The organism is Klebsiella sp. 141162 (genome assembly GCF_050600755.1).
GTDB lineage: Bacteria > Pseudomonadota > Gammaproteobacteria > Enterobacterales > Enterobacteriaceae > Klebsiella > Klebsiella aerogenes.
In genome coordinates this window covers 88,100-113,939 of the sequence record NZ_JAQIRI010000011.1, presented here as the reverse complement: position 1 = coordinate 113,939, position 25,840 = coordinate 88,100, and the positions used below count along the sequence as shown (strand labels likewise).

Sequence of the window (25,840 nt, the reverse complement as noted above, 5' to 3'; positions counted from 1 at the left end):
ATGATAACGATGATTTTACGCCAACAGCCGCGTGCGGCGGCGCTGGTTCTGGGACTTATCGCCGCGAACGCCCTGGCCTGGCTATGGGCGTTTCAGGCGTTTGGCGATAGCGGGGCATTGATGGCCGCCAGTCTGCTGGCCTGGGGTTACGGTCTGCGCCATGCGGTCGACGCCGACCATATTGCGGCGATTGATAGCGTCACCCGCAAGATGATGCAGCAGGGGCGGCGGCCGTTTGGCGTCGGGGCGTGGTTTTCGCTAGGGCATTCGTCGATCGTAGTGCTGGCGTCGGCGGCGATTGCCGCGACGGCCACCGCCTTCAGCCAGCAGATGAGCTGGCTACACGATACCGGCAGCGTGATTGGCACCGCGGTATCGGCGCTGTTCCTGCTGGCGATGGCGCTGGTCAATCTGGTGATTTTGCGCAGCGTGTGGCGCAGCTTCCAGGCGTGGAAGCGCGGTGAAAAGGTCAGCGATGAGATAGTTAGCGGCGGCGGCATGATGAGCTGGCTGTTTGGCAAAACCTTCCGGCTGATAAGCCGCAGCTGGCAGATGTATCTGGTGGGCTTTTTGTTTGGTCTCGGCTTTGATACCGCCACCGAAATCGGCGTGCTGGGTATTTCCGCCGCCGGCGCGTCGAGCGGCATTTCGATTTGGTCGATAATGGTCTTCCCGGCGCTGTTCGCCAGCGGTATGGCGCTGGTGGATACGCTTGATAATGTGCTGATGGTCGGCGCCTACGGCTGGGCGTTCAGTAAGCCGCAGCGCAAGCTCTATTACAATATGACCATCACCGGTACCTCGGTGGTGGTGGCGTTGTTTATCGGCGGCCTGGAGGCGCTGGGGCTGTTAATGGATAAGTTCGCCTTAAGCGGCGGGGTGTGGCGCTGGGTAGGGGCGTTAAACGATAACCTCGGCGATGCCGGGTTTGTGGTGGTGGGGCTGTTCGTCGTTTGTTGGGCGCTGTCGGTGCTAAATTATCGCTGGCGCGGCTACGATAATCTGGCGCGCTAGGCTGGTTATTTTCCCGGCTTGCGCTGCGCTTAGCCGGGCTACCAGGACAATACTGTAGCCCGGCTAAGGCGTTTACGCCGCGAGCCGGGAAAACCATCACCTTACCAGTTGCTTGAGCAGCGCAAAGGCTTCCTTCATTTTGTCTTCGCTCACCACAAAGGCCCGCAGCTGGTTTTCGGCATCCAGACCTTTCGCCACCAGCCCCTCTTTAGCGGCCACGATATTCCACGTCAGATCGTCGCGGCGGGTGTCGCCGGCCAGATGCAGCGGCAGATCCGGCGTTTTCACTTTTACCAGCATTGGCGGCAAGGTGAGCTCGCCCGCTTGCGCCAGCAGATTTTTACTCAGGCACATGGCGCTGAGTAAAATCGGCTGCAGGAACGGCAGTACCGTACCGTTGATTTCCGCACAGTCGCCGAGCGCATAGATCGCCGGATCGCTGGTTTGCAGTTGGCTATTGACTACCACGCCGCGGTTAATCCGCAATCCGGCATGGCGCGCCAGCGACGTTTCCGGGCGCAGGCCGGCGGCGGCAACGACCGCATCGACGGTTATCGCGCGCTGGCGGTCGAGGCTGACGCGAATGTCGTCGGCGGTTTGCTCCAGCCCCTCAAGCTGCGTTTTGAGCATCAGATGTACGCCCATCTCGGTAAGCCGATGCTGCAGGCGGCTGCTGGCCTCCGGCGGCATCAGCGCCGCCAGCACGCTGGCTGAGTTATCGACTACCGTTACCGCTTTACCGGAGCGGCAGAAATCCATCGCCAGTTCGCAGCCAATCAGGCCGCCGCCGACGATCAGCACCCGTTTGGCATCGCGGAGCTGGCTCTGCGCCGCGCCATATTCGCGCTGGCTATTGAGGGTCAGCATCAGCTCGCGCCCCGGCACCGGCGGGATGAACGGCGTCGCGCCGGTGGCCAGCACCAGTTTGTCGTAGCGCCACTGTCGATCCTGGCTTTTCAGCAGATGATTTTCGGCGTCGATATCGCTCACCCAGGTATGGGGAAACAAACGCAGATTGTACTGCTCGGCGAACTCGCCGGCGCTTTGCAGGGTCAGATCGTCGGCCTTCAGCCCGCGGCTGATGACATGGCTGAGATCCGGTTTGTTGTACTCATCCATGCTATCGGCGGCGATTAACGTCAGCGGAATTTGCGTATCCTGCTTACGAATATTTTTCACCAGCTGGCGGGCCGCGAAGCCCGAGCCGATGATGACGATGCCATCACTCATTTTGCCTCCGTCGCCAGTACGTCAAAGACATCTTTGCCAAGAGAACACTCAGGGCAGAGGAAATTGTCCGGCACTTCACTCCACGGCGTGCCCGGCTGTACATCCTGGTTAGGTTCGCCTTTCGCCGGGTCATAGACCCACTGGCACACGCTGCACTGCATCATGGGACCGAGATCGGCGGCCGCGGCGGCGGCACAGGCGCAGTCCCGTTGTTCCGGCGTTGTCGCTGCTTCAGCAACCGGCAGCGGCGAGAGGGCCCACTGGCGGGCGATGTCGCGTCCGTGTTGGCGGCACAGTTCCAGCGCGTCGATATCCGGACGCCATTTGGCTTTCAGGCTCAGCGACATCTCAAAACCGGCATCCTGCAGGCGGGTGGACAGGCGGTCTACCGCGCCGCCGCTCCAGCCGTGCGATCCAAAGGCGCTGGCGCGTTTATTGCGAAAACGCAGCCCGGTCATCTCTTCCACCAGCCCGGCGATTTTCGGCATCATTACGTTGTTCATGGTGGAGGTGCCCACCAGTACGCCTTTCGAGCGGAAAACGTTGGTCAGAATGTCGTTTTTGTCGCTGCGGGCGACGTTGAAGATTTTCACCGCCACCCGTGGATCAACCTCGGTGATCCCCTGCGCGATGGCGTCCGCCATCATGCGGGTGTTATTGGACATGGTGTCGTAGAAGAGGGTGATGCGATCTTCCTGATAATCCGCTGCCCACTCGAGGTATTTCTCGACGATTTGCGTCGGGTTATCGCGCCAGACCACGCCGTGGGAGGTGGCAATCATATCCACCGGCAGGTTGAAGCCGAGGATTTCAGTAATTTTCGGCGTCACCAGGCGGCTGAAGGGCGTCAGGATGTTGGCGTAGTAGCGCTGGCACTGTTCGTACAGTTCAATCTGGTCCACTTCATCGTTGAACAGGTGTTCGTCGCAGTAGTGCTGGCCGAAGGCGTCGTTGCTGAACAGCACCGCGTCGCCGGTCAGGTAGGTCATCATGCTGTCAGGCCAGTGCAGCATCGGCGTTTCCACGAAGATCAGCTGTTTACCATTACCGATATCGAGAGTATCGCCGGTTTTCACCACGTGGAAGTTCCACTCCGGATGGTGATGATGGCCGTTGATCGAGTCGATGGCGTTGGCGGTGCAGTAAATCGGCGTATCCGGGATCTGCATCATCAGTTCGGTCAGCGCGCCGGCATGGTCCTCTTCGGCGTGGTTAATGACGATGTAGTCGAGGTCAGCCAGATCGATTTCGCTGCGCAGGTTCTGCACGAACTCGCGGCTGAATTTATGATCGACGGTATCGATCAGCACGTTTTTCTCTTCACGGATGAGATAGCTGTTATAGCTGCTGCCGCGCAGCGTTTTATATTCGGTACCGTGGAAATCACGCACTTCCCAATCGCGTTGGCCAACCCAAAGAATGTTATTTTTAACCGCAATAGACATAGCAACCTCAATCAATACAGTGTGTTTAAATTCAGTTGATTGGCTTATATCAAGTTGCGTGCCAAATTTTTAATTCATTGATAATTATCTATTTTTAATTTTTGCTGATTTTGGTTGCTGTCAAAATGACTATTGTTAAAATAGTCGATATGACAATGTGTATTGTCAAAATGACAATGGAGCGGCAATGAGTTTTTCCGTCGACGCGCTGGCGAGAATCGCCATTGATTTACAAAGCGATATCGGTCACAGCGACCGTTTTTCGCGCCTGATTACTACCCTGCGGCAGATTCTCGGCTGCGATGCCTCGGCGCTGCTGCGCTATGAGGCGCATCAGTTTGTGCCGCTGGCGATTGATGGCCTGGCGCAGGATGTGCTAGGTCGGCGCTTTGCCCTGGAAGGGCACCCGCGGCTTGAGGCGATTGCGCGTGCCGGGGATGTGGTGCGCTTCCCGGCGGATAGCGACTTGCCCGACCCCTACGACGGGCTGATCCCCGGTCATGAGAGCCTGAAGGTTCACGCCTGCGTTGGCCTGCCGCTGTTTGCCGGGCAGACGCTGATTGGCGCGCTGACCCTGGACGGGATGGATGCCGACCGTTTCGATAGTTTCAGCGATGAAGAGCTGCGGCTGATTGCCGCGCTGGTGGCTGGCGCCTTGAATAACGCGCTGCTCATCGCCCGCCTTGAGGCGCAAAACGTGTTGCCGGCGCAGCCGGTGAATTACGCGCAGCCTGAGCGTCAGGAGATTATCGGCCTGTCGGCGCCCATGCTGCAGCTGAAAAAAGAGATCGATATCGTCGCCGCCTCGGATTTAAACGTGCTGATTAGCGGCGAAACCGGCACCGGTAAAGAACTGGTGGCGAAGGCGGTGCATCAGGGGTCGCCGCGAGCCGCTAATCCGCTGGTCTATCTCAACTGCGCGGCGCTGCCGGAAAGCGTGGCGGAGAGCGAGCTGTTCGGCCATGTGAAAGGGGCGTTTACCGGGGCTATCAGCAACCGCAGCGGTAAATTTGAGATGGCTGATAACGGCACCCTGTTCCTTGACGAAATCGGCGAACTGTCGCTGGCGCTGCAGGCGAAACTGCTGCGCGTGCTGCAGTATGGCGATATTCAGCGCGTCGGCGATGACCGCAGCCTGCGGGTCGATGTGCGGGTGCTGGCGGCGACTAACCGCGATCTGCGCCAGGAGGTGGTGGAAGGGCGCTTTCGCGCCGACCTGTACCATCGGCTGAGCGTCTTCCCGCTATCGGTTCCGGCGCTACGCGAGCGAGAAAACGATGTGGTGCTGCTGGCGGGCTATTTCTGTGAGCAGTGTCGCCTGCGGATGGGGCTGGCGCGGGTCATTTTGGCTGAGGCGGCGCGAAACAGGCTGCAGCAGTGGTCCTGGCCGGGCAACGTGCGCGAACTGGAGCATGCTATTCACCGGGCGGTGGTGCTGGCGCGGGCCACCCAGGCCGGCGATGAAGTGGTGCTGGAGCCGCAGCATTTCCAGTTTGCGGTGGCGGCGCCGATGTTGCCGACTGAGACGGCGGCAGCGGCGCCAGCGACGGAAAACGTCAATCTGCGCGAGGCGACCGAAGCTTTTCAGCGAGAAGCGATTAGCCGCGCGCTGGAGGCGAACCAGCGCAACTGGGCGGCGACCGCCCGTGCGCTGGAACTGGACGTCGCCAACCTGCATCGGCTGGCGAAACGTCTGGGGCTTAAAGGATCCCTGCCTGGTAAAAGTTCTGCAGGTTGATGGCGCCGACCAGTTGGCCGTTTTCATCCACTACCGGCGCGGCGCTGATTTTGTGTTTCATCAACCGCTCTTTGGCTTCCACCGCGCGGCTTTCCGCCTGCAGCGTCACGCCGTTGCGGGTCATCGCCTGAGTGACGCCATCGTTGAGCGTACCGCCAGCAACCAGCCAGCGGCGCAGGTCGCCGTCGGTGAAAACGCCCTGCACGCGGTTGGCTTCATCGCAGACAGCCACCAGGCCGAGTCCGGTTCGGCTTAGTTCCAGCATGGCGTCCATGACGTTAGCCTCGGTATTGACCCGCGGCACTTCTTCGTCGCGGCGCATCAGGTGATGCACTTTGTTCAGCAGACGCGCGCCGAGGGCGCCCGCCGGGTGGGAACGGGCGAAATCTTCTTCATTGAAACCGCGCGCCTGCATCACCGCCATCGCCAGCGCGTCGCCCAGCATCAGCGTGTTGACGGTGCTGGAGGTCGGGGCCAGATGCATCGGACAGGCTTCACGCTCCACGGCGATATCCAGCACCGCTTTCGCCGCCAGCGCCAGCGGCGAGGTGGATTTGCCGGTCATCGCCAGCAGCGGAATGGATTTCTCTTCCAGCCGCGGCACGATGAGATCCAGCTCTTTCGCGCTACCGGAGTAGGAGATAAACAGCATCACGTCGCGGCTATCGAGCATGCCGAGATCGCCGTGCAGGGCTTCCGCCGGATGGACGAAAAACGCCGGGGTGCCGGTGCTGGCGAAGGTTGCCGCCAGCTTTTTACCGATGTGGCCGGATTTACCGATACCGGAGACAATCAGTTTGCCCTCGCAGTGGATGATGGTTTCCGCCGCGCGGATGAAGTCGTCGCCCAGGCGCTCCGGCAGGCGGCTCGCCTCCTGTAGTTCAAGCATCAGGGTCTGGCGTCCGGCCTCTAACAAAAAGTTACTCATGATGTTCTCCAGTAATAATGACTTCAATACCTTTTGCTTCCAGCGCCCGCTGGAATTCAGGGTCAATATCGGCATCGGTAATCAATTTATCCACGCGCTCAAGGCCGCAGACAATATTGGGACTTTTACGGCCAAACTTTGATGAGTCGGCCATCAGGATCACTTCGCGGGCGGCGTTACACATCGCCTTACTTACGGTATAGACCTCGTTAAAGGTGGTGACGCCCGCGACCAGATCAATGCCGTCGGTGCCCATAAACAGCTTGTCGAAGCTGAATTGTTCGAAGGCATTTTCCGCCAGTTGGCCGTGAAAAGAGGCCGATTTTTTACGGAAGGTGCCGCCCGGCATCAGGATGGTCTGCTCGTTATCGAGCTCGGAAAGCGCGTTGACGATATGCAGGCTGTTGGTCATCACCGTGATGTTATTGAAGCAGCTCAGCAGCGGCAACATCTGCAGCACGGTGCTGCCGGCGTCGAGGATAATTGAATCGCCATCGTGGATGTATCGCACGGCGGCCTCGGCAATCTGCGCTTTCTTGTGGGTGTTGATCAGCGTCTTGTGGTCGATAGGCGGGTCGGCCTCGTCTTTATTTAACACTACGCCGCCGTAGGTGCGGATGACGGTCCCGGCATTCTCCAGAATCACCAGATCCTTGCGGATAGTGGTGCCGGTGGTGTCGAAGTGTTGCGCCAGCTCTTCGACCGAGCATTTGCCCTGCGATTGCAGGTGCTCGAGAATGGCTGCCTGGCGCTGACGTGGTTTCATAGGCGTTGTATCCTGCGTTTAAGTTTCGAAGTGATAATTTCGCAAGATATTAACTTTCACAACGAAATTATGCATGTTTCGGATTAAGCGCTAATGATAGTGCATTCTGACAGAGCGGATCATTGGGAAAGATCACATCAGGCTGCAATTCCTCGAGATGTTTACCGGTAAGCGTGGGAATTTTTCGCGGGCTGGCGAAGACGGTGAGGCCCTTCATCAACAGCGTATCGCAAATACGATCGTTTTCATCGACGGCGATAGCGACAATCGCGCGCGGTTTAAAGCGCCCAGAGGAACGGCCGACGCCAACGCGGCCCTGCTGGCAAAGGCGATCAAAGGCGCGATTGAAGCGGCGAATTTGCCAGCCGCCGAAAGCCAGCTGAGTCAGCCAGGCGATAGCGGCGACGGTGATTAATGCGGTAACCATAATGTCTCCTGAAGGTGTGATGCCGGGGATAACCCGGGTACCGTTTTTTGTCGGGTGGCGGCTAACGCCTGACCCGACCTACGCCGGCATATGGTCTGTAGGCCCGCGCAAGCGTAGCTCCGCTGGGCAATAACCGCGGGTAAAGAGCTACTTTCGCGCCGGATGGCGGCTGCGCCTTATCCGGCCTACGGTCCGTGCCATTGTGAGCTTAAGATCTCTATCTTGTAACCATGGCTACTGAAACTGCGGTGTTGGTGGCCTCAAAATCGCTGAGACGTTCCCGGATGGCCGGGGCAGCCCGCATGGATGCGGGCTGAGGGCCGTGATTTGCAGGGACGCTGCCTCGGCCCGACCCGGAGCCTGCCGGGATAAGTCGAAGGCACCACGAAGTGGCGATTTTGGCGGCCAGAGCCCGGGAGTACAGAGGGCGGCGGCGACTGGCCGCCCTCTGTGCGCTCCCTGCGCCATGAGAGCCATAACGCAGAAGAAATATCGGGAGCGCAATCTGCTCTGAAATAATAAAAAACAACTGTTTTTCCCCAACCAAAACCGTTGCAAACCGATAACAGTATCTATGGTTTTTTTGCCCGGATAAGCGCAGCGCCATCCGGGAACCTTTTAAAACATCACCTGGCCGCCGGTGACGTTAATCGACTGCCCGGTGCAGTACGACGCCTGCGGGCTGGCGTAAAACATCAATACGTTCAGCACATCCTGGTAATCGCAGCCGCGTTTCAATGGCACCTTATCGATGTAGTACTGCTCGACTTCGCTCTCATTAATGCCGAGCTTGGTGGCGTACTGCGGCAGCAGCGACTGGAACATCGGTGATTTCAACAGATTGCCGAGCATCAGCGAATGCACGGTAATGCCGTATTCCGCCAGATCCAGCGCCAGCGACTGGGTCAGCCCGACGCCGCCGAACTTCGCCGCGCTATAGCCTGAGTTATGCTTACTGCCGACTTTGCCGGATTTCGAGTTAATCTGAATGATGCGACCTTTAATGCCATCGCGGATCATCAGCCGTGAGAACTCGCGGGCGCAGAGGAAATAGCCCACCAGGTTGACCTGCAGCGAGCGGTCAAAATCGCCCAGCGCGAAGTCGCTAATAAACGCGGCCTTAGCGATACCGGCACTGTAGACCAGGAGATCGACGCGCGTGAAAATCTCATCTACGCCGTGGGCCAGCGCCGTGACGCTGGCTTCGCTGGTGGCGTCGGCGCCGAAGCCGTATGCCGTACCTTCGCCATATTCAGCGTTGATCTCCTGGGCGACGCGGCTGGCTTTTTCACTTTGAATATCAACCACCGCCACGCGGTAGCCCTCGGCGGCCAGACCGCGGCACAGAAACTCTCCTAAGGTTTGTCCGCCACCAATGACAACAGCAACCTGATTCATCTTTCTCTCCTTCTAAGCAACTAAGCAACAAATTTCAGTACGCAACCGGTCGCGATGGCGTCCGGCACCGGGCCCGCGACGTGAACGGTTCCGGGAAACTCCGCCTGACGATGGCCGTCGAAGCGCAGGGTGATGTGGCCCAGCTCGCGCAGGTTTTGCTCGGCGACCTCGCCGACGGCGGTCACCGGGTAACGCCGATCGCCGAGTTGCAGTTCCGCGCCCGGGCGCAGCGCGCCGCACAGCTCGCCGTGGTTGTGAATAAAGCAGTACTCTTCGATATCGGCCGGGGCGCCTTCGCGGAAGGTAATGAGCATCTGTTCTTCCAGCGCCGTCGCCGCGCAGGCGCCGATACGGGTAATAGTGGTGTGGTAAATGACGGTCATCTTCAGGAACCTCTTACTGGTAAATAAATCCGGAAACGAACCACGCGATCAGCACGGTTGGCGCGCCGGTGAGGAAGCGGCTGACCAGCACCGACGGCACGCCGACGCGCACGGTATCCTGACGGGCTTCGGCCAGCGACAGACCTACTGGGATAAAATCGCAGGCGGCCTGGGCATTAATGGCAAACAGCGCGGGCAGGGCGAGGTGCGGTGGAATGTTGCCAAGGCCAATCTGGACGCCGAGCAGCACGCCGATCACCTGGGCTATCACCGCGCCGGGGCCGAGAAACGGCGATAACAGCGGGAAGGAGCAGATCAGCGCCAGCGTCACCAGCCCCAGCGGATGACTGGCGAGCGGCGCCAGGCCGTGGGCAATCCAATCGCCGATGCCGGAGGCCATGATGATGCCGATCAGCGCCGAGACGAAGGCCATAAACGGCAGAATGGTTTTCAGCACCGTATCAATGGTGTCGCGCCCGGCCTGGAACAGCACCGCGACCACTGAACCCATCCCCATCCCGACCTTAGCCAGCAGGCCGTCGCTCTGTTCGGTAATCTTCTTGCTGGTATCGTAATCGCGGCCCGCGGCGGGGAGTGGTTGCACTGCCGTCTCGCCGCTATCTTCCAGCAGTTTGATGTTCTCTTCTTTTACTCCGGAGACGTAAATATCTTCGACGATGTACTGCGCCAGCGGCCCGGATTTACCGGTGGCGTGGATGTTGATGGTCGGAATACGGCGCTTCGGATAGAGGCCGCAGCGTAGGGTACCGCCGCAGTCAATAATGGCGATGCCGATTTCGCTTTCCGCCGGTTCACCCTCTTTAAATCCATCAACCGCCTGCCAGCCGGTCAGGCTGGCGAGCGTATCGACGATCGCCGGGCGGGTGCCTGCGGTGATATAGACAATCTTTTTGCCCTCAACGACGTCGAGCTCAAGCGGGCCGCCCCAACCGCCGGTCCCTTTTTCAATACGAATACGGGTCATGATGTCGCTCCTGACAGACGCACTTTCTGGTCAAGTTGAATCGCCATTTTTCTCTCGAAAATAGAGGTGGTCAGGTCGGTGACCCAGCCGCGGAAGAAGTTGGTTACCAGGCCAACCAGCAGGTAGCTCACCGCCAGCGGGCCAAGCGGCAGGCCTAGCGTGGTGAGGCCGTTGGCGATGCCGAGATAAACAAACAGCTCGCCGGGGTTGATGTGCGGAAACAGTCCGTTCATCGAATGACAGCTATAGGAGGCCGCCGCGTAGTAGCTCGGTTTGTATTTCTCCGGCATAAAGCGGCCAAGGCTTAAGGTCATGGGATTGCAGAAGACAAAGGTGCCGATGCAGGGCAGCAGCAGGTAACGGGTAAGCGGGTTGCCGGCGCAGCGCTGCGCCAGCTTTTCGATCCGCTGCTGGCCGATAAAGTTGATCAGCGCGTTCATGATCACCAGCAGGCTTATCAGCAGCGGCAGGATACCGGTCACCATACCGGTAAACACCTCGCCGCCTTTCTGAAACAGGCCGATGAACCACTCAGCGCCGTGGGTAACGATTTCAATCATTGTTCTCTCCTTCAGCGTATTATTTTTCTTGCTAACTGGAGGCTGATTTTAATCACTTTGAAAGGTTTAAAAGTGTTAAATTGATCGCAAAATGAAAGATAAATATTTTATTTTGAAAGTTTGTGCGCGATGAGTGAAAAAATTAACGTGCGGATCGAATGCGGAGAACGTGCAAAAAAAGAACTATTTTGTCTGCAAATGTATTGCCGCTTCCTTGTTGGCGGGCGCATGCTTTACCATAATTACCCTTTGCCGATTTTGTTAAATGGAATTCCCATGTTGAAGCGTCGCTATCTGGCTTTACTCCCTTTATGTGCACTTCTCGCTGCCTGCAGCAGCAAACCTAAGACCCCCGCGGAAGCGGAGATGGCGAGCGGAACCGGCGGCTTTTTGCTGGAACCGCAGCATAACGTGATGCAGATGGGCGGCGATTTCGCCAATAACCCAGCGGCGGCGCAGTTCATCGATAAGATGGTGGCGAAGCACGGCTTCGATAGACAGCAGCTCCAGGAGATCCTGTCGCAGGCCAAGCGCCTGGACTACGTGTTGCGACTGATGGATCGCCAGGCGCCGAGCGGGCTGCCGCCGACCGGGCCAAACGGCGCCTGGTTACGCTATAAGAAACAGTTTATTACGCCGGATAACGTGCAGAACGGCGTGGTGTTCTGGAACCAGTATCAGGACGCGCTGAACCGCGCGTATCAGGTCTACGGCGTACCGCCGGAAATCATCGTCGGCATTATCGGCGTGGAAACCCGTTGGGGCCGGGTGATGGGCAAAACGCGCATCCTCGATGCGCTGGCGACGCTGTCATTCAACTATCCGCGCCGCGCGGAATACTTCTCCTCTGAGCTGGAAACCTTCCTGCTGATGGCGCGCAGCGAAAGCGATGACCCGCTGGATCTGAAAGGCTCCTTTGCCGGCGCGATGGGCTACGGCCAGTTTATGCCGTCGTCCTATAAGCAATACGCGGTGGACTTCAACGGCGATGGACATATCAACCTGTGGGATCCGGTTGATGCCATCGGCAGCGTGGCGAACTACTTTAAACAGCACGGCTGGGTGAGCGGCGATACCGTTGCGGTGCAGGCGCTGGGCCAGGCGCCGGGTCTGGATAACGGCTTTAAAACCAAATACAGCATTTCACAGCTGTCGGCGGCGGGGTTAACCCCAACGCAGCCGCTGGGCAACCATCAGCAGGCCAGCCTGCTGCGGCTGGATATCGGCACCGGGTACCAGTACTGGTATGGCCTGCCGAACTTCTACACTATCACCCGATATAACCACAGCACCCACTACGCGATGGCTGTCTGGCAGCTGGGGCTGGCGGTTTCGCAGGCCCGCGGCGGGTATTGATCCTTTCATCCAGCCGACATATTTCGAGTTCCCCGGATGGCGGCGCGTAGCGCCTTATCCGGGCTACGGTCTGGTATCCGTTTGGTAGCCCCGGTAAGCGCAGCGCGACCGGGGACATCTTCCTGGGACGCTACGCTTATCCTCCGGTTTTTCCCGTCTGCATGCCTTTTGTTGACCTTTGTTACATTTCCTCTCGCTGACGCAGATTTACATTCTTTTCTGAATCTCATATTGTTATGTTATAACATTTTAATGGGGCAGGAATATGTTCACATCGGTTTTTATGGCATCCGGCGCGGCGCGCGTGGCAATTGCCTGCGTACTGCTGGCGGCGCTATGGCTGGCCACATGGTGGGCGGTGGCGCTGCCATGATTGAGCTGGATCATCTGGTTGCCGGGTATGAGGGCATGGCAATCACTCCGGCGATGAGCGGCGTGATTGCGGCCGGAAGCCTGACGGCGATAGTCGGCCTTAATGGCTGCGGTAAATCGACGCTGCTGAAAACGCTGGCTGGATTTATTCCGCCGGTTAGCGGCCGGCTGAACTGGTGCAAAGGGCGGCCCGTGGTCGGCTGGCTGGCGCAGCGCCATGCCCTGGAATCACAGTTTCCGCTGCTGGTGCACGATGTCGTCAGCCAGGGGGCCTGGCCGCGGGTCTCGCTGCTGCGCGGTCTGGGCGGCGGCGAGCGTCGGCGCATCGCGGCGGCGCTGGAGCGGGTGGGGCTCAGCGCGCTGGCCAATACGCCGATTGAAGAACTCTCGGGCGGCCAGTTCCAGCGCATGCTCTTTGCCAGGGTGATGGTGCAACAGGCGCCGCTGGTGATGTTGGACGAGCCGTTTACCGGCGTCGATGAGGCCACCAGCCGCGAGCTGATGGCGCTTATCGTCGATATGCATCGCGAGGGGCAAACGATTCTGGCGGTGCTGCACGACAACCAGTGCGTGGCCGATTTCTTTCCCGAGACGCTGCTACTTGAACCCCAGCACGCGCGCTGGGGCGAGACGTCAAGCGTGCTTCCCGCCTTCAACACCGCGAGGCAGGCATGATCTGGCATACCTTTTTTCAACCTTTTATTGAATTTGGCTTTATGCGCCGGGCGCTGGTGGTGTGCTTCGCGCTGTCGCTGAGCACCACCATGCTGGGCGTGCTATTGCTGCTGCGGCGGATGAGCCTGATGGGCGATGCGCTGTCGCACGCCATTCTGCCGGGGGTGGCGGCGGGTTATCTCCTTAACGGTATGTCGCTGCTGGCGATGAGCGTCGGCGGATTTATCGCCGGGATCGCGGTGGCGCTGGTGGCAGGCTGGGTCAGCCGGCGAACGCCGCTCAAAGAGGACGCCAGTTTTGCCGGGTTTTACCTCGGCTCGCTGGCCCTTGGCGTCACGCTGGTCTCGCTGCGCGGCTCCAGCGTCGATCTGCTGCATCTGCTGTTTGGTTCGATTCTGGCGGTGGATAGCGACGCGGCGTTCTTTGTCACCGGCGTGGCGAGCCTGACGCTGCTGTGCATTGCGCTGTTTTATCGCGGGCTGGTCAGCGAGGCGTTCGATAGCGCCTGGCTACAGGTCAACGCTCGGCGGCTACCGGCGCTGCTGCACGGCCTGTTTCTCGCGCTCTTGGTACTGAACCTGGTGGCGGGGTTTCAGGTGCTCGGCACGCTAATGGCGGTAGGGCTGATGATGTTGCCCGCGGTAGCGGCGCGCTGCTGGGCGCGGACGCTGCCGAGCATTTTGTTGCTGGCGGCGGCGATCGGCGCGTTTTGCGCCTGGATGGGATTGAGCCTTTCGTGGGCAGTGAATTTACCCGCCGGGCCCGCCATCGTGCTGACCGCCAGCGTACTGTTTTTTATTTCAGTGTTTTTTGGCACGCGCAGCCGGCTGGTCGTTGGCTGGCGCAAATTAATGGGGTAAGGAAATGATGAAACGAAGTGCAGTGGTGATGGCGTTAGCCGTGGGGCTGATGGCGCAGGGGGCGATGGCAAAAACGCTGAACGTGGTAAGCAGCTTTTCGGTGCTGGGCGATATGGCGCAGCAGATCGGCGGCGAGCATGTTCATGTCGATACGCTGGTAGGGCCGGATGGCGATCCGCACACCTTTGAACCCTCACCAAAGGATAGCGCGCTGCTCAGCAAAGCCGACGTGGTGGTGGTCAACGGGCTTGGTCTGGAAGGGTGGCTGGATCGGCTGGTGAAAGCATCCGGTTTTAAGGGCGAATTAGTGGTGGCGTCAAAAGGGGTTAAGACGCATACCCTCGATGAAGACGGGAAAACGGTGACCGATCCCCACGCCTGGAATAGCGCCGCCAATGGCGCGCTGTACGCGCAGAATATCCTTGATGGCCTGGTGAAAGCCGACCCGCAGGATAAAGCGGCGCTCCAGAGCAGCGGTAAGCGTTATATCGAGCAGCTGACGGCAATTGACGGCTGGGCGAAGGCGCAGTTTAGCGCTATTCCGCTGGCGAAGCGTAAAGTGCTGACCAGCCATGACGCTTTCGGCTATTTTGGCCGCGCTTACCACGTGACGTTCCTCGCGCCGCAGGGGCTCTCATCCGAGAGCGAAACCAGCGCGGCGCAGGTGGCGGCGTTGATTAAGCAAATCAAAGCCGATGGCGTGCATACCTGGTTTATGGAAAACCAGCTGGACCCGCGTCTGGTGCAGCAAATCGCTGGCGCAACGGGGGCGCAACCGGGCGGCGAACTCTATCCGGAAGCGCTGTCTAAGCCGGGGGGTGTAGCCGATAGCTACGTTAAAATGCTGCGCCATAACGTCGAACTCATCGCCAACAGTATGAAGTAACTAGTTGTCTGGTCGTCCCGGTTGCAGCGGGACGGCCCATTTTTGGATCCCCCCTCGTAAAATCACCACCTCGTCCCCATATCTCTGCCGAAAGTGCTATCTTTGATGGCCTCTTTATCTGGCTTAAGCGGGGCAAAAATGACCGATTCAGAATTAATGCAGCTAAGCGAACAGGTTGGGCTGGCGCTGAAAGCGCAGGGCGCGACGGTGACCACCGCGGAGTCCTGCACCGGCGGCTGGATAGCCAAAGCGCTGACCGATATTGCCGGTAGCTCAGCGTGGTTTGAGCGCGGTTTCGTAACCTATAGCAACGAAGCCAAATCGCAGATGATTGGCGTGAGTGAAGTGACGTTACTGGATAACGGCGCGGTGAGCGAACCGGTGGTTGTCGAGATGGCGATTGGCGCGCTACGCGCGGCTCGCGCCACCTATGCGGTCTCGGTCAGCGGTATCGCCGGCCCGGACGGCGGCAGCGCGGAGAAGCCCGTCGGCACCGTGTGGTTCGGCGTCGCCTGTGCGAACGGGCAGGGCGTGACCCGCCGCGAATGCTTTGCCGGAGACCGCGAAGCGGTGCGTCGTCAGGCGACGGCCTATGCGTTAAATCTGCTCTGGCAACAATTTCTACAAAACACTTGATACTGTATGACCATACAGTATAATTGCCTCAACTGAACAAATATTAACGGCGAAGCGAACGCGCTTCACCTCGCATGACAGGAGTAACAATGGCGATCGACGAAAACAAACAGAAAGCGTTGGCGGCAGCACTGGGCCAGATCGAAAAGCAATTCGGTAAAGGCTCCATCATGCGCCTGGGTGAAGACCGTTCCATGGACGTGGAAACCATCTCCACCGGTTCGCTTTCTCTGGATATCGCGCTCGGCGCAGGCGGTCTGCCAATGGGCCGTATCGTTGAGATTTACGGGCCGGAATCATCGGGTAAAACTACCCTGACGCTGCAGGTTATCGCCGCAGCGCAGCGTGAAGGCAAAACCTGTGCGTTCATCGATGCCGAACACGCGCTGGATCCGGTATATGCCCGCAAGCTGGGCGTTGATATCGACAACCTGCTGTGCTCCCAGCCGGATACCGGCGAGCAGGCTCTGGAAATCTGTGACGCGCTGGCGCGTTCCGGCGCGGTAGACGTTATCGTCGTCGACTCCGTGGCGGCGCTGACGCCGAAGGCGGAAATCGAAGGCGAAATCGGCGACTCTCACATGGGCCTCGCGGCGCGTATGATGAGCCAGGCGATGCGTAAACTGGCTGGTAACCTGAAGCAGTCCAACACGCTGCTGATCTTCATCAACCAGATCCGTATGAAAATCGGCGTGATGTTCGGTAACCCGGAAACCACCACCGGCGGTAACGCGCTGAAGTTCTATGCCTCCGTGCGTCTGGACATTCGCCGCATCGGCGCGGTGAAAGAGGGCGACAACGTCGTCGGCAGCGAAACCCGCGTGAAAGTGGTGAAAAACAAAATCGCCGCGCCGTTCAAACAGGCTGAATTCCAGATCCTCTACGGTGAAGGCATCAACTTCTTCGGCGAGCTGGTTGACCTCGGCGTGAAAGAGAAGCTGATTGAAAAAGCGGGCGCCTGGTATAGCTACAACGGCGACAAAATCGGCCAGGGTAAAGCGAACGCTATCTCCTGGCTGAAAGATAACCCGGCGGCGGCGAAAGAAATTGAGAAGAAAGTTCGCGAACTGCTGCTCAACAACCAGGATTCCACGCCGGACTTCGCGGTTGACGGCAACGACGCAGAAGAAACCGAACAAGATTTCTGATATCGTCTAAAAGAGTGACAAAGGGCTGCTGATGCGGCCCTTTTGCTTTTCTAAGATTATCGAGGTGCCTGTGACTGAGACTTCACCACGCCGCTCCGGCTACGCGCGTCTGTTGGATCGCGCAATTCGTATTCTGGCGATGCGCGATCATAGCGAACAGGAACTGCGGCGTAAGCTGGCGGCGCCGGTAATGAGTAAAAACGGCCCTGAAAAGCTGGACATCACGCCGGAAGAGCTCGAGCAGGTGGTCGGCTGGTGCCTGGAAAACCGCTATCTTGATGACCAACGTTTTGTACGCCAGTTTATCGCCAGCCGGAGCCGCAAGGGCTACGGCCCGGCGCGTATCCGCCAGGAGTTGAATCAAAAGGGCATTGGCCGCAGCGACATCGAAAGCGCGATGCGCGAGTGTGAAATCGACTGGGCGGCGCTGGCCAAAGAGCAGGCGCAGCGTAAATACGGCGAACCGTTACCTACCGCCTTTACTGAAAAAGTTAAAATCCAGCGATTTTTGCTCTACCGCGGCTATCTGATGGAAGATATCCAGGAAATCTGGCGAAATTTTGCAGATTGACCCATCGGGGATTTTACTTCCCTCTAAAGAAAACTTATCTTATTCCCACTTTATTCCGTCAGGCCGCTGCTTGTGATTGCATAATCAGCGTCCAGGGCGATTATTCCTTATACACAAAATCATTCAAGCTGCATCACGGCGGCAAGAGAGAACAGCTTCTGGGGCGTACGTGAGTTCACTACCGGGAGAGGACGTTCCGCCAGGTCAGAGGCGACTTGAAGGATGAAGTGTAGCTTGATTTCAGGATAATTATGAGCAAGAGCACCGCTGAGATCCGTCAGGCGTTTCTCGACTTTTTCCATAGTAAGGGACATCAGGTAGTTGCCAGCAGCTCCCTGGTGCCGCACAACGATCCGACCCTGCTGTTTACCAACGCCGGGATGAACCAGTTCAAGGATGTCTTCCTTGGTCTCGACAAACGTAATTATTCGCGCGCGACCACCGCGCAGCGTTGCGTGCGTGCGGGCGGTAAACACAACGATCTGGAAAACGTCGGTTACACCGCGCGCCACCACACCTTCTTCGAAATGCTGGGCAACTTCAGCTTCGGCGATTACTTCAAGCAGGATGCCATCAAATATGCATGGGAACTGCTGACCGGCGAGAACTGGTTCGCCCTGCCGAAAGAAAAACTGTGGGTTACCGTTTACGAGACCGATGACGAAGCTTTCGACATCTGGGCCAATGAAGTGGGCGTTCCGCGCGAGCGTATTATCCGCATCGGCGACAACAAAGGCGCGCCGTTTGCTTCTGATAACTTCTGGCAGATGGGCGATACCGGTCCGTGCGGCCCGTGCACCGAAATCTTCTTTGACCATGGCGATCACATCTGGGGCGGCCCTCCGGGAAGCCCGGAAGAAGATGGCGACCGTTACATTGAGATCTGGAACATCGTCTTCATGCAGTTCAACCGTCAGGCTGACGGTACCATGGAGCCGCTGCCGAAGCCGTCCGTTGATACCGGTATGGGGCTTGAGCGTATTGCCGCTGTTCTGCAGCACGTTAACTCCAACTATGACATCGACCTGTTCCGCAATCTGATTGCGAGCGTGGCGAAAGTCACCGGCGCGACCGATCTGACTAACAAGTCGCTGCGCGTTATCGCCGACCACATTCGTTCTTGCGCATTCCTGATTGCTGATGGCGTGATCCCGTCGAATGAAAACCGCGGCTACGTGCTGCGTCGTATCATTCGCCGCGCGATTCGTCACGGCAACATGCTGGGCGCGAAGGACACCTTCTTCTGGAAACTGGTTGCTCCGCTTATCGACGTGATGGGCGCCGCCGGTGAAGAGCTGAAACAGCAGCAGGCTCTGGTAGAGCAGGTGCTGAAAACCGAAGAAGAGCAGTTTGCGCGCACACTGGAGCGCGGACTGGCGCTGCTGGACGAGGAACTGTCGAAGCTTAAAGGCGACACGCTGGACGGCGAAACCGCCTTCCGTCTGTATGACACCTATGGCTTCCCGGTTGATCTGACGGCGGACGTCTGCCGCGAGCGCAACATCAAGGTTGACGAAGCAGGCTTTGAAGCCGCGATGGAAGAGCAGCGCCGCCGCGCGCGCGAGTCCAGCGGTTTCGGCGCTGACTATAACGCGATGATTCGCGTTGACGGCGCATCGGAATTTAAAGGCTACGATCATCTGGAACTGAACGGCAAAGTTACTGCGCTGTTCATCGACGGCAAAGCGGTTGATAGCGTCAGCGCTGGTCAGGATGCGGTTGTAGTCCTCGACCAGACGCCATTCTATGCGGAATCCGGCGGTCAGGTAGGCGATAAAGGCGAACTGAAAGGCGCTGGCTTCTCCTTCACGGTCAGCGATACGCAGAAGTACGGCCAGGCTATTGGTCATATCGGTAAAGTCGCCAGCGGTTCCCTGAAAGTGGGTGACGCGGTGCAGGCCGATGTCGATCAGGCTCGCCGTCAGCGTATTCGTCTCAACCACTCCGCGACGCACCTGATGCACGCGGCGCTGCGCCAGGTTCTCGGTACCCACGTGGCGCAGAAAGGCTCGCTGGTTAACGATAAAGCGCTGCGTTTTGACTTCTCGCATTTTGAAGCGATGAAGCCGGAAGAAATTAGAGCGGTGGAAGATCTGGTGAACGCCCAGATCCGCCGTAACCTGGCTATCGAAACCAATATCATGGATATCGATGCCGCGCGTGAATCCGGCGCTATGGCGCTGTTCGGCGAGAAATACGACGATCGCGTTCGCGTACTGCGGATGGGCGATTTCTCCACCGAGCTGTGCGGCGGTACTCACGCGGCGCGTACCGGTGATATCGGCCTGTTCCGTATTACCTCTGAATCCGGTACCGCCGCAGGCGTGCGCCGTATTGAAGCGGTGACCGGCGAAGGGGCGATTGCCAGCCTGCATGCGCAGAGCGATCAGCTCAGCGATATCGCCCAGCTGCTGAAGGGCGATAGCCACAGCATCGGCGATAAAGTTCGCGCGGCGCTTGAGCGTACCCGTCAGTTGGAAAAAGAGCTGCAGCAGCTGAAAGAGCAGGCTGCGGCGCAGGAGAGCGCTAATCTCTCCAGTAAAGCGGAAGAAATTAACGGTGTTAAGCTGCTGGTCAGCGAGCTGGCCGGCGTTGAGCCGAAAATGCTGCGTACCATGGTTGATGATCTGAAAAACCAGCTCGGTTCGACGGTCGTTGTATTAGCTACGGTAGCGGATGGTAAGGTTTCTCTGATTGCAGGTGTGTCTAAGGATGTGACAGACCGCGTGAAAGCAGGGGAGCTGGTTGGTATGGTCGCCCAGCAGGTGGGCGGTAAAGGGGGCGGTCGTCCGGATATGGCGCAAGCCGGCGGTACCGATGCGTCTGCTCTCCCTGCTGCGTTAGCCAGTGTGAAAGGCTGGGTCAGCGCAAAACTGTAATAACTATAAACGCATTTACCCTAAATAATTCGAGTTGCAGGAAGGCGGCGACGCAGCGAATCCCCAGGAGCTTACTCAAGTAAGTGACTGGGGTGAGTGAGGAAAGCCAACATACATGCAACTTGAAGTATGACGGGTATAGGTGCCGTAACCTGATGGGAGCGGCATCTTGCGTCATAAGTACTGATAACGATAAAGTCGGGTTGAAGTTGTGTAGATCGGCTAAACTTAGGTTTAACAGAATGTGATGCCGTGACTGCTTACACCGCGAGGTGTTTGTCATCGCTTACTTTTTGGCGTTATATGATGGATAATGCCGGGATGCGAGAGACCCGACTCTTTTAATCTTTCAAGGAGCAAAGAATGCTGATTCTGACTCGTCGAGTTGGTGAGACCCTCATGATTGGAGATGAGGTCACTGTGACAGTTTTAGGGGTTAAGGGTAACCAGGTACGTATTGGTGTCAACGCCCCTAAAGAAGTCTCTGTACATCGTGAAGAAATCTACCAGCGTATCCAGGCTGAAAAATCCCAGCAGTCCAGTTACTAAGCTTTCCGCGCCTCGCTTTATTGTGAGGCGCATCCCTCCGGCGGTCGTTTTTCTCTTTTCTTCTCCTTTTTCTTCTCTCGCGACATCCTCTCTTTTGTTTTTATTCGCCGTGCGTCATTTTTCATTGTCGCTTTTGAGTGGCCGTAAAGGGCTATTTTCTGTTGATAAAATACTCTTTTTGCCGTTTTTGCAGGCTAATTGCGCGTGAAGTGTGCAAACGGAAAAAGCTCTCGAAAAATTGTTTGACTTATAAGTCTCAGAAAGTAATATGTGCGCCATCGCAGCGACGAAGAGCAGAAACAAGTTCTTCGAAGCACTCGCAAGAGGCGTGTTGTGTGGTGAGGTGGCCGAGAGGCTGAAGGCGCTCCCCTGCTAAGGGAGTATGCGGTCAAAAGCTGCATCCGGGGTTCGAATCCCCGCCTCACCGCCATTTTGCATCCGTAGCTCAGCTGGATAGAGTACTCGGCTACGAACCGAGCGGTCGGAGGTTCGAATCCTCCCGGATGCACCATCTTCTCTCTGTAAACAGAAAGAAGAACGCTGTGAAAGCAGCGGCCCGCAGTGCGAGGCGTAATCGAGTCACTCTACCGATTACTCCATCATACTCAGTGTGGCATGTGTTAGTTGTGACACTGACGCGTAGTAAAGCAAGTTTCCCGATGCATCCGTAGCTCAGCTGGATAGAGTACTCGGCTACGAACCGAGCGGTCGGAGGTTCGAATCCTCCCGGATGCACCATTCTTGCCTGATTCTGAATTATTCAGATGAATTCTGTAGTAAACTAGTTATTCCGATGCATCCGTAGCTCAGCTGGATAGAGTACTCGGCTACGAACCGAGCGGTCGGAGGTTCGAATCCTCCCGGATGCACCATCTTCTCGCCATGAGATTTGCAACAGAATAACCTCGCAGTTAAATAGCTTTCCCGATGCATCCGTAGCTCAGCTGGATAGAGTACTCGGCTACGAACCGAGCGGTCGGAGGTTCGAATCCTCCCGGATGCACCATATTCTCCTTAGTAACAGCAATCTCAATGTTGCATGGTATGCGAAATTATCGCGAGTACCAGGGAGGATAACGTTGCGTTAGCAACGGCCCGTAGGGCGAGGCGCAGCCGAGTCATCCTCCCGGATGCACCATATTCTCTTCAACAAAACTCTTCAATTTTCATCCCCTCAGTACGACGCATTTTATCTCCTCGATAATCAACACATTTCTTATTGGCAAGTCGCTCTTTCCACTATAATTTATCCCTGTAGATCTACCTGAACCGGGTGTGATGAATGCAAGGAGAGAAATCAATGAAATGGTTCAAAGCAATACCTGCCTTTTGCGCAACGCTTCTGGTCGCCGTATCTCTGGCAGGCTGTGCCGGATCGTCCACCAAAGAAAGCACCGGCGGTTATATTGACGATACCGTGGTAACCACCAAGGTTAAAAGCGCGCTGTTTAACGAAAAAGATATCAAATCCTCAGAAATTAGCGTGCAGACCTTTAAAGGCCGCGTACAGCTGAGCGGTTTTGTATCGTCGGCTGAGAGCGCTAAACGTGCGGTAGAGGTCACCCGTCGCGTACAGGGCGTGCGCGTGGTTGAGAACGACCTGCGAATCAAATAAAGCGATTTTTGCACTCCCTAATTACTTAAGGCGCCTGCGGGCGCCTTTGCGGTCTCTGGCCCCCCGCGACAAAACCCGCCTTTTGCGATACAGTAACGTTTCCTTATCCTGTTTGTGAGAACACGATGTACCAACGTTACGCAGGACTGATTTTCGATATGGATGGCACCATCCTCGATACCGAGCCGACGCATCGTAAGGCATGGCGTGAAGTATTGGGCCGTTACGGTATGCGTTTCGATGAACAGGCCGTGGTCGCGCTCAACGGTTCTCCAACCTGGCGTATTGCCCAGGCGATCATTGAGCTGAATCAGGCTGATTTAGATCCGCATCGTCTGGCGCAGGAAAAAACTGTGGCCGTTAAAGCGATGCTGCTGGATAGCGTGCGCCCGTTACCGCTCATTGACGTGGTAAAGGAGTGGCATGGCCGTCGCCCGATGTCGGTCGGCACCGGTAGCGAAAGCGCCGTCGCCGAAGCGCTACTGGCGCATCTCGGCCTGCGCCACTACTTCTCCGCGGTGGTGGCTGCCGATCACGTGACGCAGCATAAACCTGCGCCAGATACCTTCCTGCTATGCGCGGAGCGCATGGGCGTCGCGCCGGAAACCTGCGTGGTCTTTGAAGATGCCGACTTCGGTCTGGAAGCGGCGAAGCGCGCGGGTATGGATGCTGTGGATGTGCGTCTGTTGTGAGCGACGCGCTGTCGCTCCTGTCGCTTTTTGCCAGCAGCTTTTTAAGCGCCACTTTACTGCCCGGCAACTCGGAAGTGTTGCTGGTTGCTATGCTTCTTACGGGGGCAAGTCAACCGTGGCTGCTGGTATTAATAGCAACAATCGGCAATAGCCTTGGAGGGGTAACTAACGTTATTCTGGGGCGCCTGTTTCCGCTGCGCAAGCAGTCGCGCTGGCAGGAGAGGGCAACCGGCTGGCTTAAACGCTATGGCGCGGTGACATTATTATTGAGCTGGGCGCCTGTTATAGGCGATTTGCTGTGTTTACTGGCGGGATGGATGCGCATTTCCTGGGGACCAGTGCTCTTTTTTTTATGCCTTGGTAAGGCGTTGCGTTATATCGTCATTGCGGCGGCAACCCTTCAGGGCATGACGTGGTGGCACTAATTGGACTGATTGTTCAACCATTACAATTATGCTAATTCAAACGATTTCGACAGGCGGGAGGTCAAATTGATCCCGGATGTATCACAGGCGCTGGCCTGGCTGGAAAAAAATCCGCAGGCGCTGCAAGGCATTAAACGTGGGCTTGAGCGCGAAACGCTGCGCGTTAACGCCGACGGCACGCTGGCCACTACCGGCCATCCTTTAGCTTTAGGTTCGGCGCTGACCCATAAATGGATTACCACTGATTTTGCCGAAGCCCTGCTGGAGTTTATTACCCCAGTGGATGGCGATGTCGATCATATGCTGACTTTCCTGCGCGATGTGCATCGCTTCACCGCCCGCCAGCTCGGCGACGAGCGGATGTGGCCGCTGAGCATGCCGTGCTATATCGCGCCGGGTCAGGAAATTGAACTGGCGCAGTACGGTACCTCTAACGTTGGCCGTCTGAAGACGTTGTATCGCGAAGGGCTGAAAAACCGCTACGGCGCGCTGATGCAAACCATTTCTGGCGTGCACTATAACTTCTCGCTGCCGATGGCGTTCTGGCAGGCCAAGTGCGGCGTGGAAGACGCGGAAAGCGGCAAAGAGGCGATCTCGGCCGGTTATTTCCGCTCGATTCGTAACTACTACCGTTTCGGTTGGGTAATTCCGTACCTGTTCGGCGCGTCGCCGGCGATTTGCTCCTCGTTCCTGCAAGGCAAACCGACGACTCTGCCGTTTGAGAAGGCCGGAAACGGCATGTACTACCTGCCATACGCCACTTCTCTGCGTCTTAGCGACCTCGGTTATACCAATAAGTCGCAAAGCAATCTCGGAATTACGTTTAACGATCTGCACGAGTATGTGGCAGGATTGAAGCGGGCGATTAAAACGCCATCGGAAGAGTACGCTAAAATCGGGCTTGAGAAAGACGGTAAGCATCTGCAGATCAACAGCAATATTCTGCAGATTGAAAACGAGCTGTACGCGCCGATTCGCCCGAAACGGGTGACCCGTAGCGGTGAAACGCCGTCCGATGCGCTGCTGCGCGGCGGCATTGAGTATATCGAAGTGCGTTCGCTGGATATCAACCCATTCTCGCCGATTGGCGTGGATGAGCAGCAGGTGCGCTTCCTCGATCTGTTTATGGTCTGGTGCGTGCTGGCCGATGCGCCGGAGATGAGCAGCAGCGAACTGCTGTGTACCCGTACTAACTGGAACCGGGTGATTCTTGAAGGCCGCAAACCGGGCCTGACGCTGGGAATTGGCTGCGAAAGCGCGCAGTTCCCGCTGGCGCAGGTGGGTAAAGATCTGTTCCGTGATTTACGCCGCGTGGCGCAAACGCTGGACAGCATCCACGGCGGCGAGGCGTATCAACAGGTGTGCGATGAGCTATTAGCCTGCTTCGACGATCCGGAATTAACTTTCTCAGCGCGCATTCTGCGTTCTATGATTGAAGAAGGGATTGGCGGTACCGGGCGTAAGCTGGCTGATGAGTATCGTACGATGCTGCGCGATGAACCGCTGGAAATTTTAAGCGAAGATGATTTTATCGCCGAACGTGATGCGTCGGTCGCGCGGCAGAAGAAAGTAGAAGCGGAAGATAGCGAGCCGTTCGAGGCGCTTTTAGCACGACACGCGTAGTAAAAAGCGCTACAAAAGAAAAAGGCCACATCACTGTGGCCAAACTTTCATCTCTGATTCAGGGATGATGATGATAATAAATGCGCGTCTTTCATATACTCAGACTCGCTGTTGAACGAAGAGTTCATTTTATTTTAAAAAAAATCACTATCGGAGGTGAAGAATGCCGTTGTTAGATAGTTTCACAGTCGACCATACCCGAATGGAAGCGCCTGCGGTGCGCGTCGCGAAGAAAATGAACACGCCGCACGGCGATCAAATCACCGTTTTCGATCTGCGATTCTGCGTACCGAACCAGGAAGTGATGCCGGAGCGCGGCATTCATACTCTGGAGCACCTGTTTGCTGGTTTCATGCGCGATCACCTGAACGGTAATGGCGTGGAAATTATCGACATCTCTCCGATGGGCTGCCGTACCGGTTTCTACATGAGCCTGATTGGCACGCCGGAAGAGCAACGCGTGGCCGATGCCTGGAAAGCGGCGATGGCTGACGTGCTGAAAGTCAAAGATCAGAATCAGATCCCTGAGCTGAACGTCTACCAGTGCGGAACCTACACCATGCACTCGCTGGAAGAAGCGCAGGATATCGCCCGCCACATCATTGAGCGTGATGTTCGCATCAACAGCAACGATGAGCTGGCGCTGCCGAAAGAAAAACTGCAAGAACTGCACATCTAG

General features: G+C 57.2%; 25 protein-coding genes and 5 tRNA genes. 21 read left to right on the top strand and 9 right to left on the bottom strand.

Annotated elements, in window-relative coordinates:
- The gene (locus PGR23_RS22035) at window positions 1-1,014 is read left to right on the top strand and encodes a HoxN/HupN/NixA family nickel/cobalt transporter (RefSeq protein ID WP_047044127.1); all 1,014 of its coding nucleotides are present in this window, start codon (window positions 1-3) and stop codon (window positions 1,012-1,014) included.
- Between the two features lie 96 nt (window positions 1,015-1,110).
- On the opposite strand, the gene norW is transcribed toward PGR23_RS22035, so the two are convergent.
- Window positions 1,111-2,244, bottom strand: coding sequence for an NADH:flavorubredoxin reductase NorW (norW, locus tag PGR23_RS22030; protein ID WP_396279465.1), 1,134 nt, complete (start codon window positions 2,242-2,244; stop codon window positions 1,111-1,113).
- The gene (gene norV, locus PGR23_RS22025) at window positions 2,241-3,689 is read right to left on the bottom strand and encodes an anaerobic nitric oxide reductase flavorubredoxin (RefSeq protein ID WP_047044131.1); all 1,449 of its coding nucleotides are present in this window, start codon (window positions 3,687-3,689) and stop codon (window positions 2,241-2,243) included. Before norV ends, norW begins: the two co-directional genes overlap by 4 nt.
- A gap of 187 nt (window positions 3,690-3,876) precedes the next feature.
- Here norV and norR point away from each other — a divergent pair, with 187 nt between their 5' ends.
- Entirely contained in the window at window positions 3,877-5,427 is a 1,551-nt protein-coding gene (gene norR, locus PGR23_RS22020; RefSeq protein WP_396279466.1) for a nitric oxide reductase transcriptional regulator NorR, read from the top strand.
- Here the strand turns inward: norR and gutQ are convergent.
- The 7 genes from gutQ to srlA form a co-directional block, all read right to left on the bottom strand.
- Complete coding sequence (gene gutQ, locus PGR23_RS22015; RefSeq protein ID WP_047044133.1) at window positions 5,390-6,355, bottom strand: arabinose-5-phosphate isomerase GutQ; 966 nt, start codon at window positions 6,353-6,355, stop codon at window positions 5,390-5,392. The two genes, norR and gutQ, sit on opposite strands and share 38 nt — an antisense overlap.
- Window positions 6,348-7,121, bottom strand: coding sequence for a glucitol operon DNA-binding transcriptional repressor SrlR (srlR, locus tag PGR23_RS22010; RefSeq protein ID WP_396279467.1), 774 nt, complete (start codon window positions 7,119-7,121; stop codon window positions 6,348-6,350). The genes gutQ and srlR overlap by 8 nt, the downstream gene beginning before the upstream one ends.
- A gap of 67 nt (window positions 7,122-7,188) precedes the next feature.
- Window positions 7,189-7,548, bottom strand: coding sequence for a transcriptional regulator GutM (gutM, locus tag PGR23_RS22005; protein ID WP_047044134.1), 360 nt, complete (start codon window positions 7,546-7,548; stop codon window positions 7,189-7,191).
- Between the two features lie 618 nt (window positions 7,549-8,166).
- Window positions 8,167-8,946: a sorbitol-6-phosphate dehydrogenase gene (gene srlD / locus PGR23_RS22000; protein ID WP_049164119.1), complete on the bottom strand. Its 780-nt coding sequence runs from the start codon at window positions 8,944-8,946 to the stop codon at window positions 8,167-8,169.
- A 20-nt stretch (window positions 8,947-8,966) separates the two neighbouring features.
- Complete coding sequence (gene srlB / locus PGR23_RS21995) at window positions 8,967-9,329, bottom strand: PTS glucitol/sorbitol transporter subunit IIA (protein WP_396279468.1); 363 nt, start codon at window positions 9,327-9,329, stop codon at window positions 8,967-8,969.
- 13 nt (window positions 9,330-9,342) lie between these two features.
- On the bottom strand, window positions 9,343-10,314 hold the full coding sequence (gene srlE, locus PGR23_RS21990; protein WP_430915658.1) for a PTS glucitol/sorbitol transporter subunit IIB: 972 nt from the start codon (window positions 10,312-10,314) through the stop codon (window positions 9,343-9,345).
- A complete protein-coding gene (gene srlA, locus PGR23_RS21985) occupies window positions 10,311-10,874 on the bottom strand; it encodes a PTS glucitol/sorbitol transporter subunit IIC (RefSeq protein WP_015370048.1) in 564 nt (187 codons plus the stop codon). Before srlA ends, srlE begins: the two co-directional genes overlap by 4 nt.
- Window positions 10,875-11,150: 276 nt before the next feature.
- Between srlA and mltB the strand changes: the two genes are divergently transcribed.
- From mltB to luxS, 19 genes are all read left to right on the top strand, one after another.
- Complete coding sequence (gene mltB, locus PGR23_RS21980) at window positions 11,151-12,230, top strand: lytic murein transglycosylase B (RefSeq protein WP_045395411.1); 1,080 nt, start codon at window positions 11,151-11,153, stop codon at window positions 12,228-12,230.
- Window positions 12,231-12,566: 336 nt separating this feature from the next.
- Window positions 12,567-13,277, top strand: a complete 711-nt coding sequence (locus tag PGR23_RS21975) for a metal ABC transporter ATP-binding protein (protein WP_396279469.1) — start codon at window positions 12,567-12,569, stop codon at window positions 13,275-13,277.
- A complete protein-coding gene (locus PGR23_RS21970) occupies window positions 13,274-14,137 on the top strand; it encodes a metal ABC transporter permease (protein WP_063415936.1) in 864 nt (287 codons plus the stop codon). The genes PGR23_RS21975 and PGR23_RS21970 overlap by 4 nt, the downstream gene beginning before the upstream one ends.
- A 7-nt stretch (window positions 14,138-14,144) precedes the next feature.
- Entirely contained in the window at window positions 14,145-15,023 is an 879-nt protein-coding gene (locus tag PGR23_RS21965) for a metal ABC transporter substrate-binding protein (RefSeq protein WP_396280092.1), read from the top strand.
- Window positions 15,024-15,161: 138 nt separating this feature from the next.
- On the top strand, window positions 15,162-15,659 hold the full coding sequence (gene pncC, locus PGR23_RS21960; protein WP_020078118.1) for a nicotinamide-nucleotide amidase: 498 nt from the start codon (window positions 15,162-15,164) through the stop codon (window positions 15,657-15,659).
- Window positions 15,660-15,748: 89 nt separating this feature from the next.
- On the top strand, window positions 15,749-16,807 hold the full coding sequence (gene recA, locus PGR23_RS21955; RefSeq protein ID WP_015370055.1) for a recombinase RecA: 1,059 nt from the start codon (window positions 15,749-15,751) through the stop codon (window positions 16,805-16,807).
- 70 nt (window positions 16,808-16,877) lie between these two features.
- Window positions 16,878-17,378 (top strand): recombination regulator RecX, encoded by a 501-nt coding sequence (gene recX / locus PGR23_RS21950; RefSeq protein WP_042894995.1) that lies wholly within the window; start codon window positions 16,878-16,880, stop codon window positions 17,376-17,378.
- Window positions 17,379-17,629: 251 nt separating this feature from the next.
- Entirely contained in the window at window positions 17,630-20,257 is a 2,628-nt protein-coding gene (gene alaS, locus PGR23_RS21945) for an alanine--tRNA ligase (RefSeq protein ID WP_045395419.1), read from the top strand.
- Between the two features lie 363 nt (window positions 20,258-20,620).
- Window positions 20,621-20,806 carry a carbon storage regulator CsrA gene (gene csrA / locus PGR23_RS21940; RefSeq protein WP_000906486.1) on the top strand — a complete coding sequence of 62 codons (186 nt, stop codon included), beginning with the start codon at window positions 20,621-20,623 and terminating at the stop codon, window positions 20,804-20,806.
- A 337-nt stretch (window positions 20,807-21,143) separates the two neighbouring features.
- Window positions 21,144-21,236 (top strand) — tRNA-Ser (locus PGR23_RS21935).
- A gap of 4 nt (window positions 21,237-21,240) precedes the next feature.
- Window positions 21,241-21,317, top strand: a tRNA-Arg gene (locus PGR23_RS21930).
- A gap of 150 nt (window positions 21,318-21,467) precedes the next feature.
- Window positions 21,468-21,544: transfer RNA gene (locus tag PGR23_RS21925), tRNA-Arg, on the top strand.
- Window positions 21,545-21,601: 57 nt separating this feature from the next.
- Window positions 21,602-21,678, top strand: a tRNA-Arg gene (locus PGR23_RS21920).
- A 57-nt stretch (window positions 21,679-21,735) separates the two neighbouring features.
- A tRNA-Arg gene (locus PGR23_RS21915) sits at window positions 21,736-21,812 on the top strand.
- Window positions 21,813-22,106: 294 nt separating this feature from the next.
- Window positions 22,107-22,421, top strand: a complete 315-nt coding sequence (locus PGR23_RS21910) for a BON domain-containing protein (RefSeq protein WP_015370060.1) — start codon at window positions 22,107-22,109, stop codon at window positions 22,419-22,421.
- A gap of 125 nt (window positions 22,422-22,546) precedes the next feature.
- Window positions 22,547-23,113, top strand: coding sequence for a fructose-1-phosphate/6-phosphogluconate phosphatase (yqaB, locus tag PGR23_RS21905; protein WP_045395223.1), 567 nt, complete (start codon window positions 22,547-22,549; stop codon window positions 23,111-23,113).
- Window positions 23,110-23,538 carry a YqaA family protein gene (locus tag PGR23_RS21900; RefSeq protein WP_045395221.1) on the top strand — a complete coding sequence of 143 codons (429 nt, stop codon included), beginning with the start codon at window positions 23,110-23,112 and terminating at the stop codon, window positions 23,536-23,538. Before yqaB ends, PGR23_RS21900 begins: the two co-directional genes overlap by 4 nt.
- Window positions 23,539-23,604: 66 nt before the next feature.
- Entirely contained in the window at window positions 23,605-25,161 is a 1,557-nt protein-coding gene (gshA, locus tag PGR23_RS21895; protein ID WP_045395218.1) for a glutamate--cysteine ligase, read from the top strand.
- A 163-nt stretch (window positions 25,162-25,324) separates the two neighbouring features.
- The gene (gene luxS / locus PGR23_RS21890; RefSeq protein ID WP_015370064.1) at window positions 25,325-25,840 is read left to right on the top strand and encodes an S-ribosylhomocysteine lyase; all 516 of its coding nucleotides are present in this window, start codon (window positions 25,325-25,327) and stop codon (window positions 25,838-25,840) included.

Bases quoted from the DNA above. Each gene is read 5' to 3' on its own strand.
- PGR23_RS22035 (WP_047044127.1), top strand. From the start codon at position 1: ATGATAACGATGATTTTACGCCAACAGCCGCGTGCGGCGGCGCTGGTT.
- norW (WP_396279465.1), bottom strand. From the start codon at position 2,244: ATGAGTGATGGCATCGTCATCATCGGCTCGGGCTTCGCGGCCCGCCAG.
- norV (WP_047044131.1), bottom strand. From the start codon at position 3,689: ATGTCTATTGCGGTTAAAAATAACATTCTTTGGGTTGGCCAACGCGAT.
- norR (WP_396279466.1), top strand. From the start codon at position 3,877: ATGAGTTTTTCCGTCGACGCGCTGGCGAGAATCGCCATTGATTTACAA.
- gutQ (WP_047044133.1), bottom strand. From the start codon at position 6,355: ATGAGTAACTTTTTGTTAGAGGCCGGACGCCAGACCCTGATGCTTGAA.
- srlR (WP_396279467.1), bottom strand. From the start codon at position 7,121: ATGAAACCACGTCAGCGCCAGGCAGCCATTCTCGAGCACCTGCAATCG.
- gutM (WP_047044134.1), bottom strand. From the start codon at position 7,548: ATGGTTACCGCATTAATCACCGTCGCCGCTATCGCCTGGCTGACTCAG.
- srlD (WP_049164119.1), bottom strand. From the start codon at position 8,946: ATGAATCAGGTTGCTGTTGTCATTGGTGGCGGACAAACCTTAGGAGAG.
- srlB (WP_396279468.1), bottom strand. From the start codon at position 9,329: ATGACCGTCATTTACCACACCACTATTACCCGTATCGGCGCCTGCGCG.
- srlE (WP_430915658.1), bottom strand. From the start codon at position 10,314: ATGACCCGTATTCGTATTGAAAAAGGGACCGGCGGTTGGGGCGGCCCG.
- srlA (WP_015370048.1), bottom strand. From the start codon at position 10,874: ATGATTGAAATCGTTACCCACGGCGCTGAGTGGTTCATCGGCCTGTTT.
- mltB (WP_045395411.1), top strand. From the start codon at position 11,151: ATGTTGAAGCGTCGCTATCTGGCTTTACTCCCTTTATGTGCACTTCTC.
- PGR23_RS21975 (WP_396279469.1), top strand. From the start codon at position 12,567: ATGGCTGGCCACATGGTGGGCGGTGGCGCTGCCATGATTGAGCTGGAT.
- PGR23_RS21970 (WP_063415936.1), top strand. From the start codon at position 13,274: ATGATCTGGCATACCTTTTTTCAACCTTTTATTGAATTTGGCTTTATG.
- PGR23_RS21965 (WP_396280092.1), top strand. From the start codon at position 14,145: ATGAAACGAAGTGCAGTGGTGATGGCGTTAGCCGTGGGGCTGATGGCG.
- pncC (WP_020078118.1), top strand. From the start codon at position 15,162: ATGACCGATTCAGAATTAATGCAGCTAAGCGAACAGGTTGGGCTGGCG.
- recA (WP_015370055.1), top strand. From the start codon at position 15,749: ATGGCGATCGACGAAAACAAACAGAAAGCGTTGGCGGCAGCACTGGGC.
- alaS (WP_045395419.1), top strand. From the start codon at position 17,630: ATGAGCAAGAGCACCGCTGAGATCCGTCAGGCGTTTCTCGACTTTTTC.
- csrA (WP_000906486.1), top strand. From the start codon at position 20,621: ATGCTGATTCTGACTCGTCGAGTTGGTGAGACCCTCATGATTGGAGAT.
- PGR23_RS21910 (WP_015370060.1), top strand. From the start codon at position 22,107: ATGAAATGGTTCAAAGCAATACCTGCCTTTTGCGCAACGCTTCTGGTC.
- yqaB (WP_045395223.1), top strand. From the start codon at position 22,547: ATGTACCAACGTTACGCAGGACTGATTTTCGATATGGATGGCACCATC.
- luxS (WP_015370064.1), top strand. From the start codon at position 25,325: ATGCCGTTGTTAGATAGTTTCACAGTCGACCATACCCGAATGGAAGCG.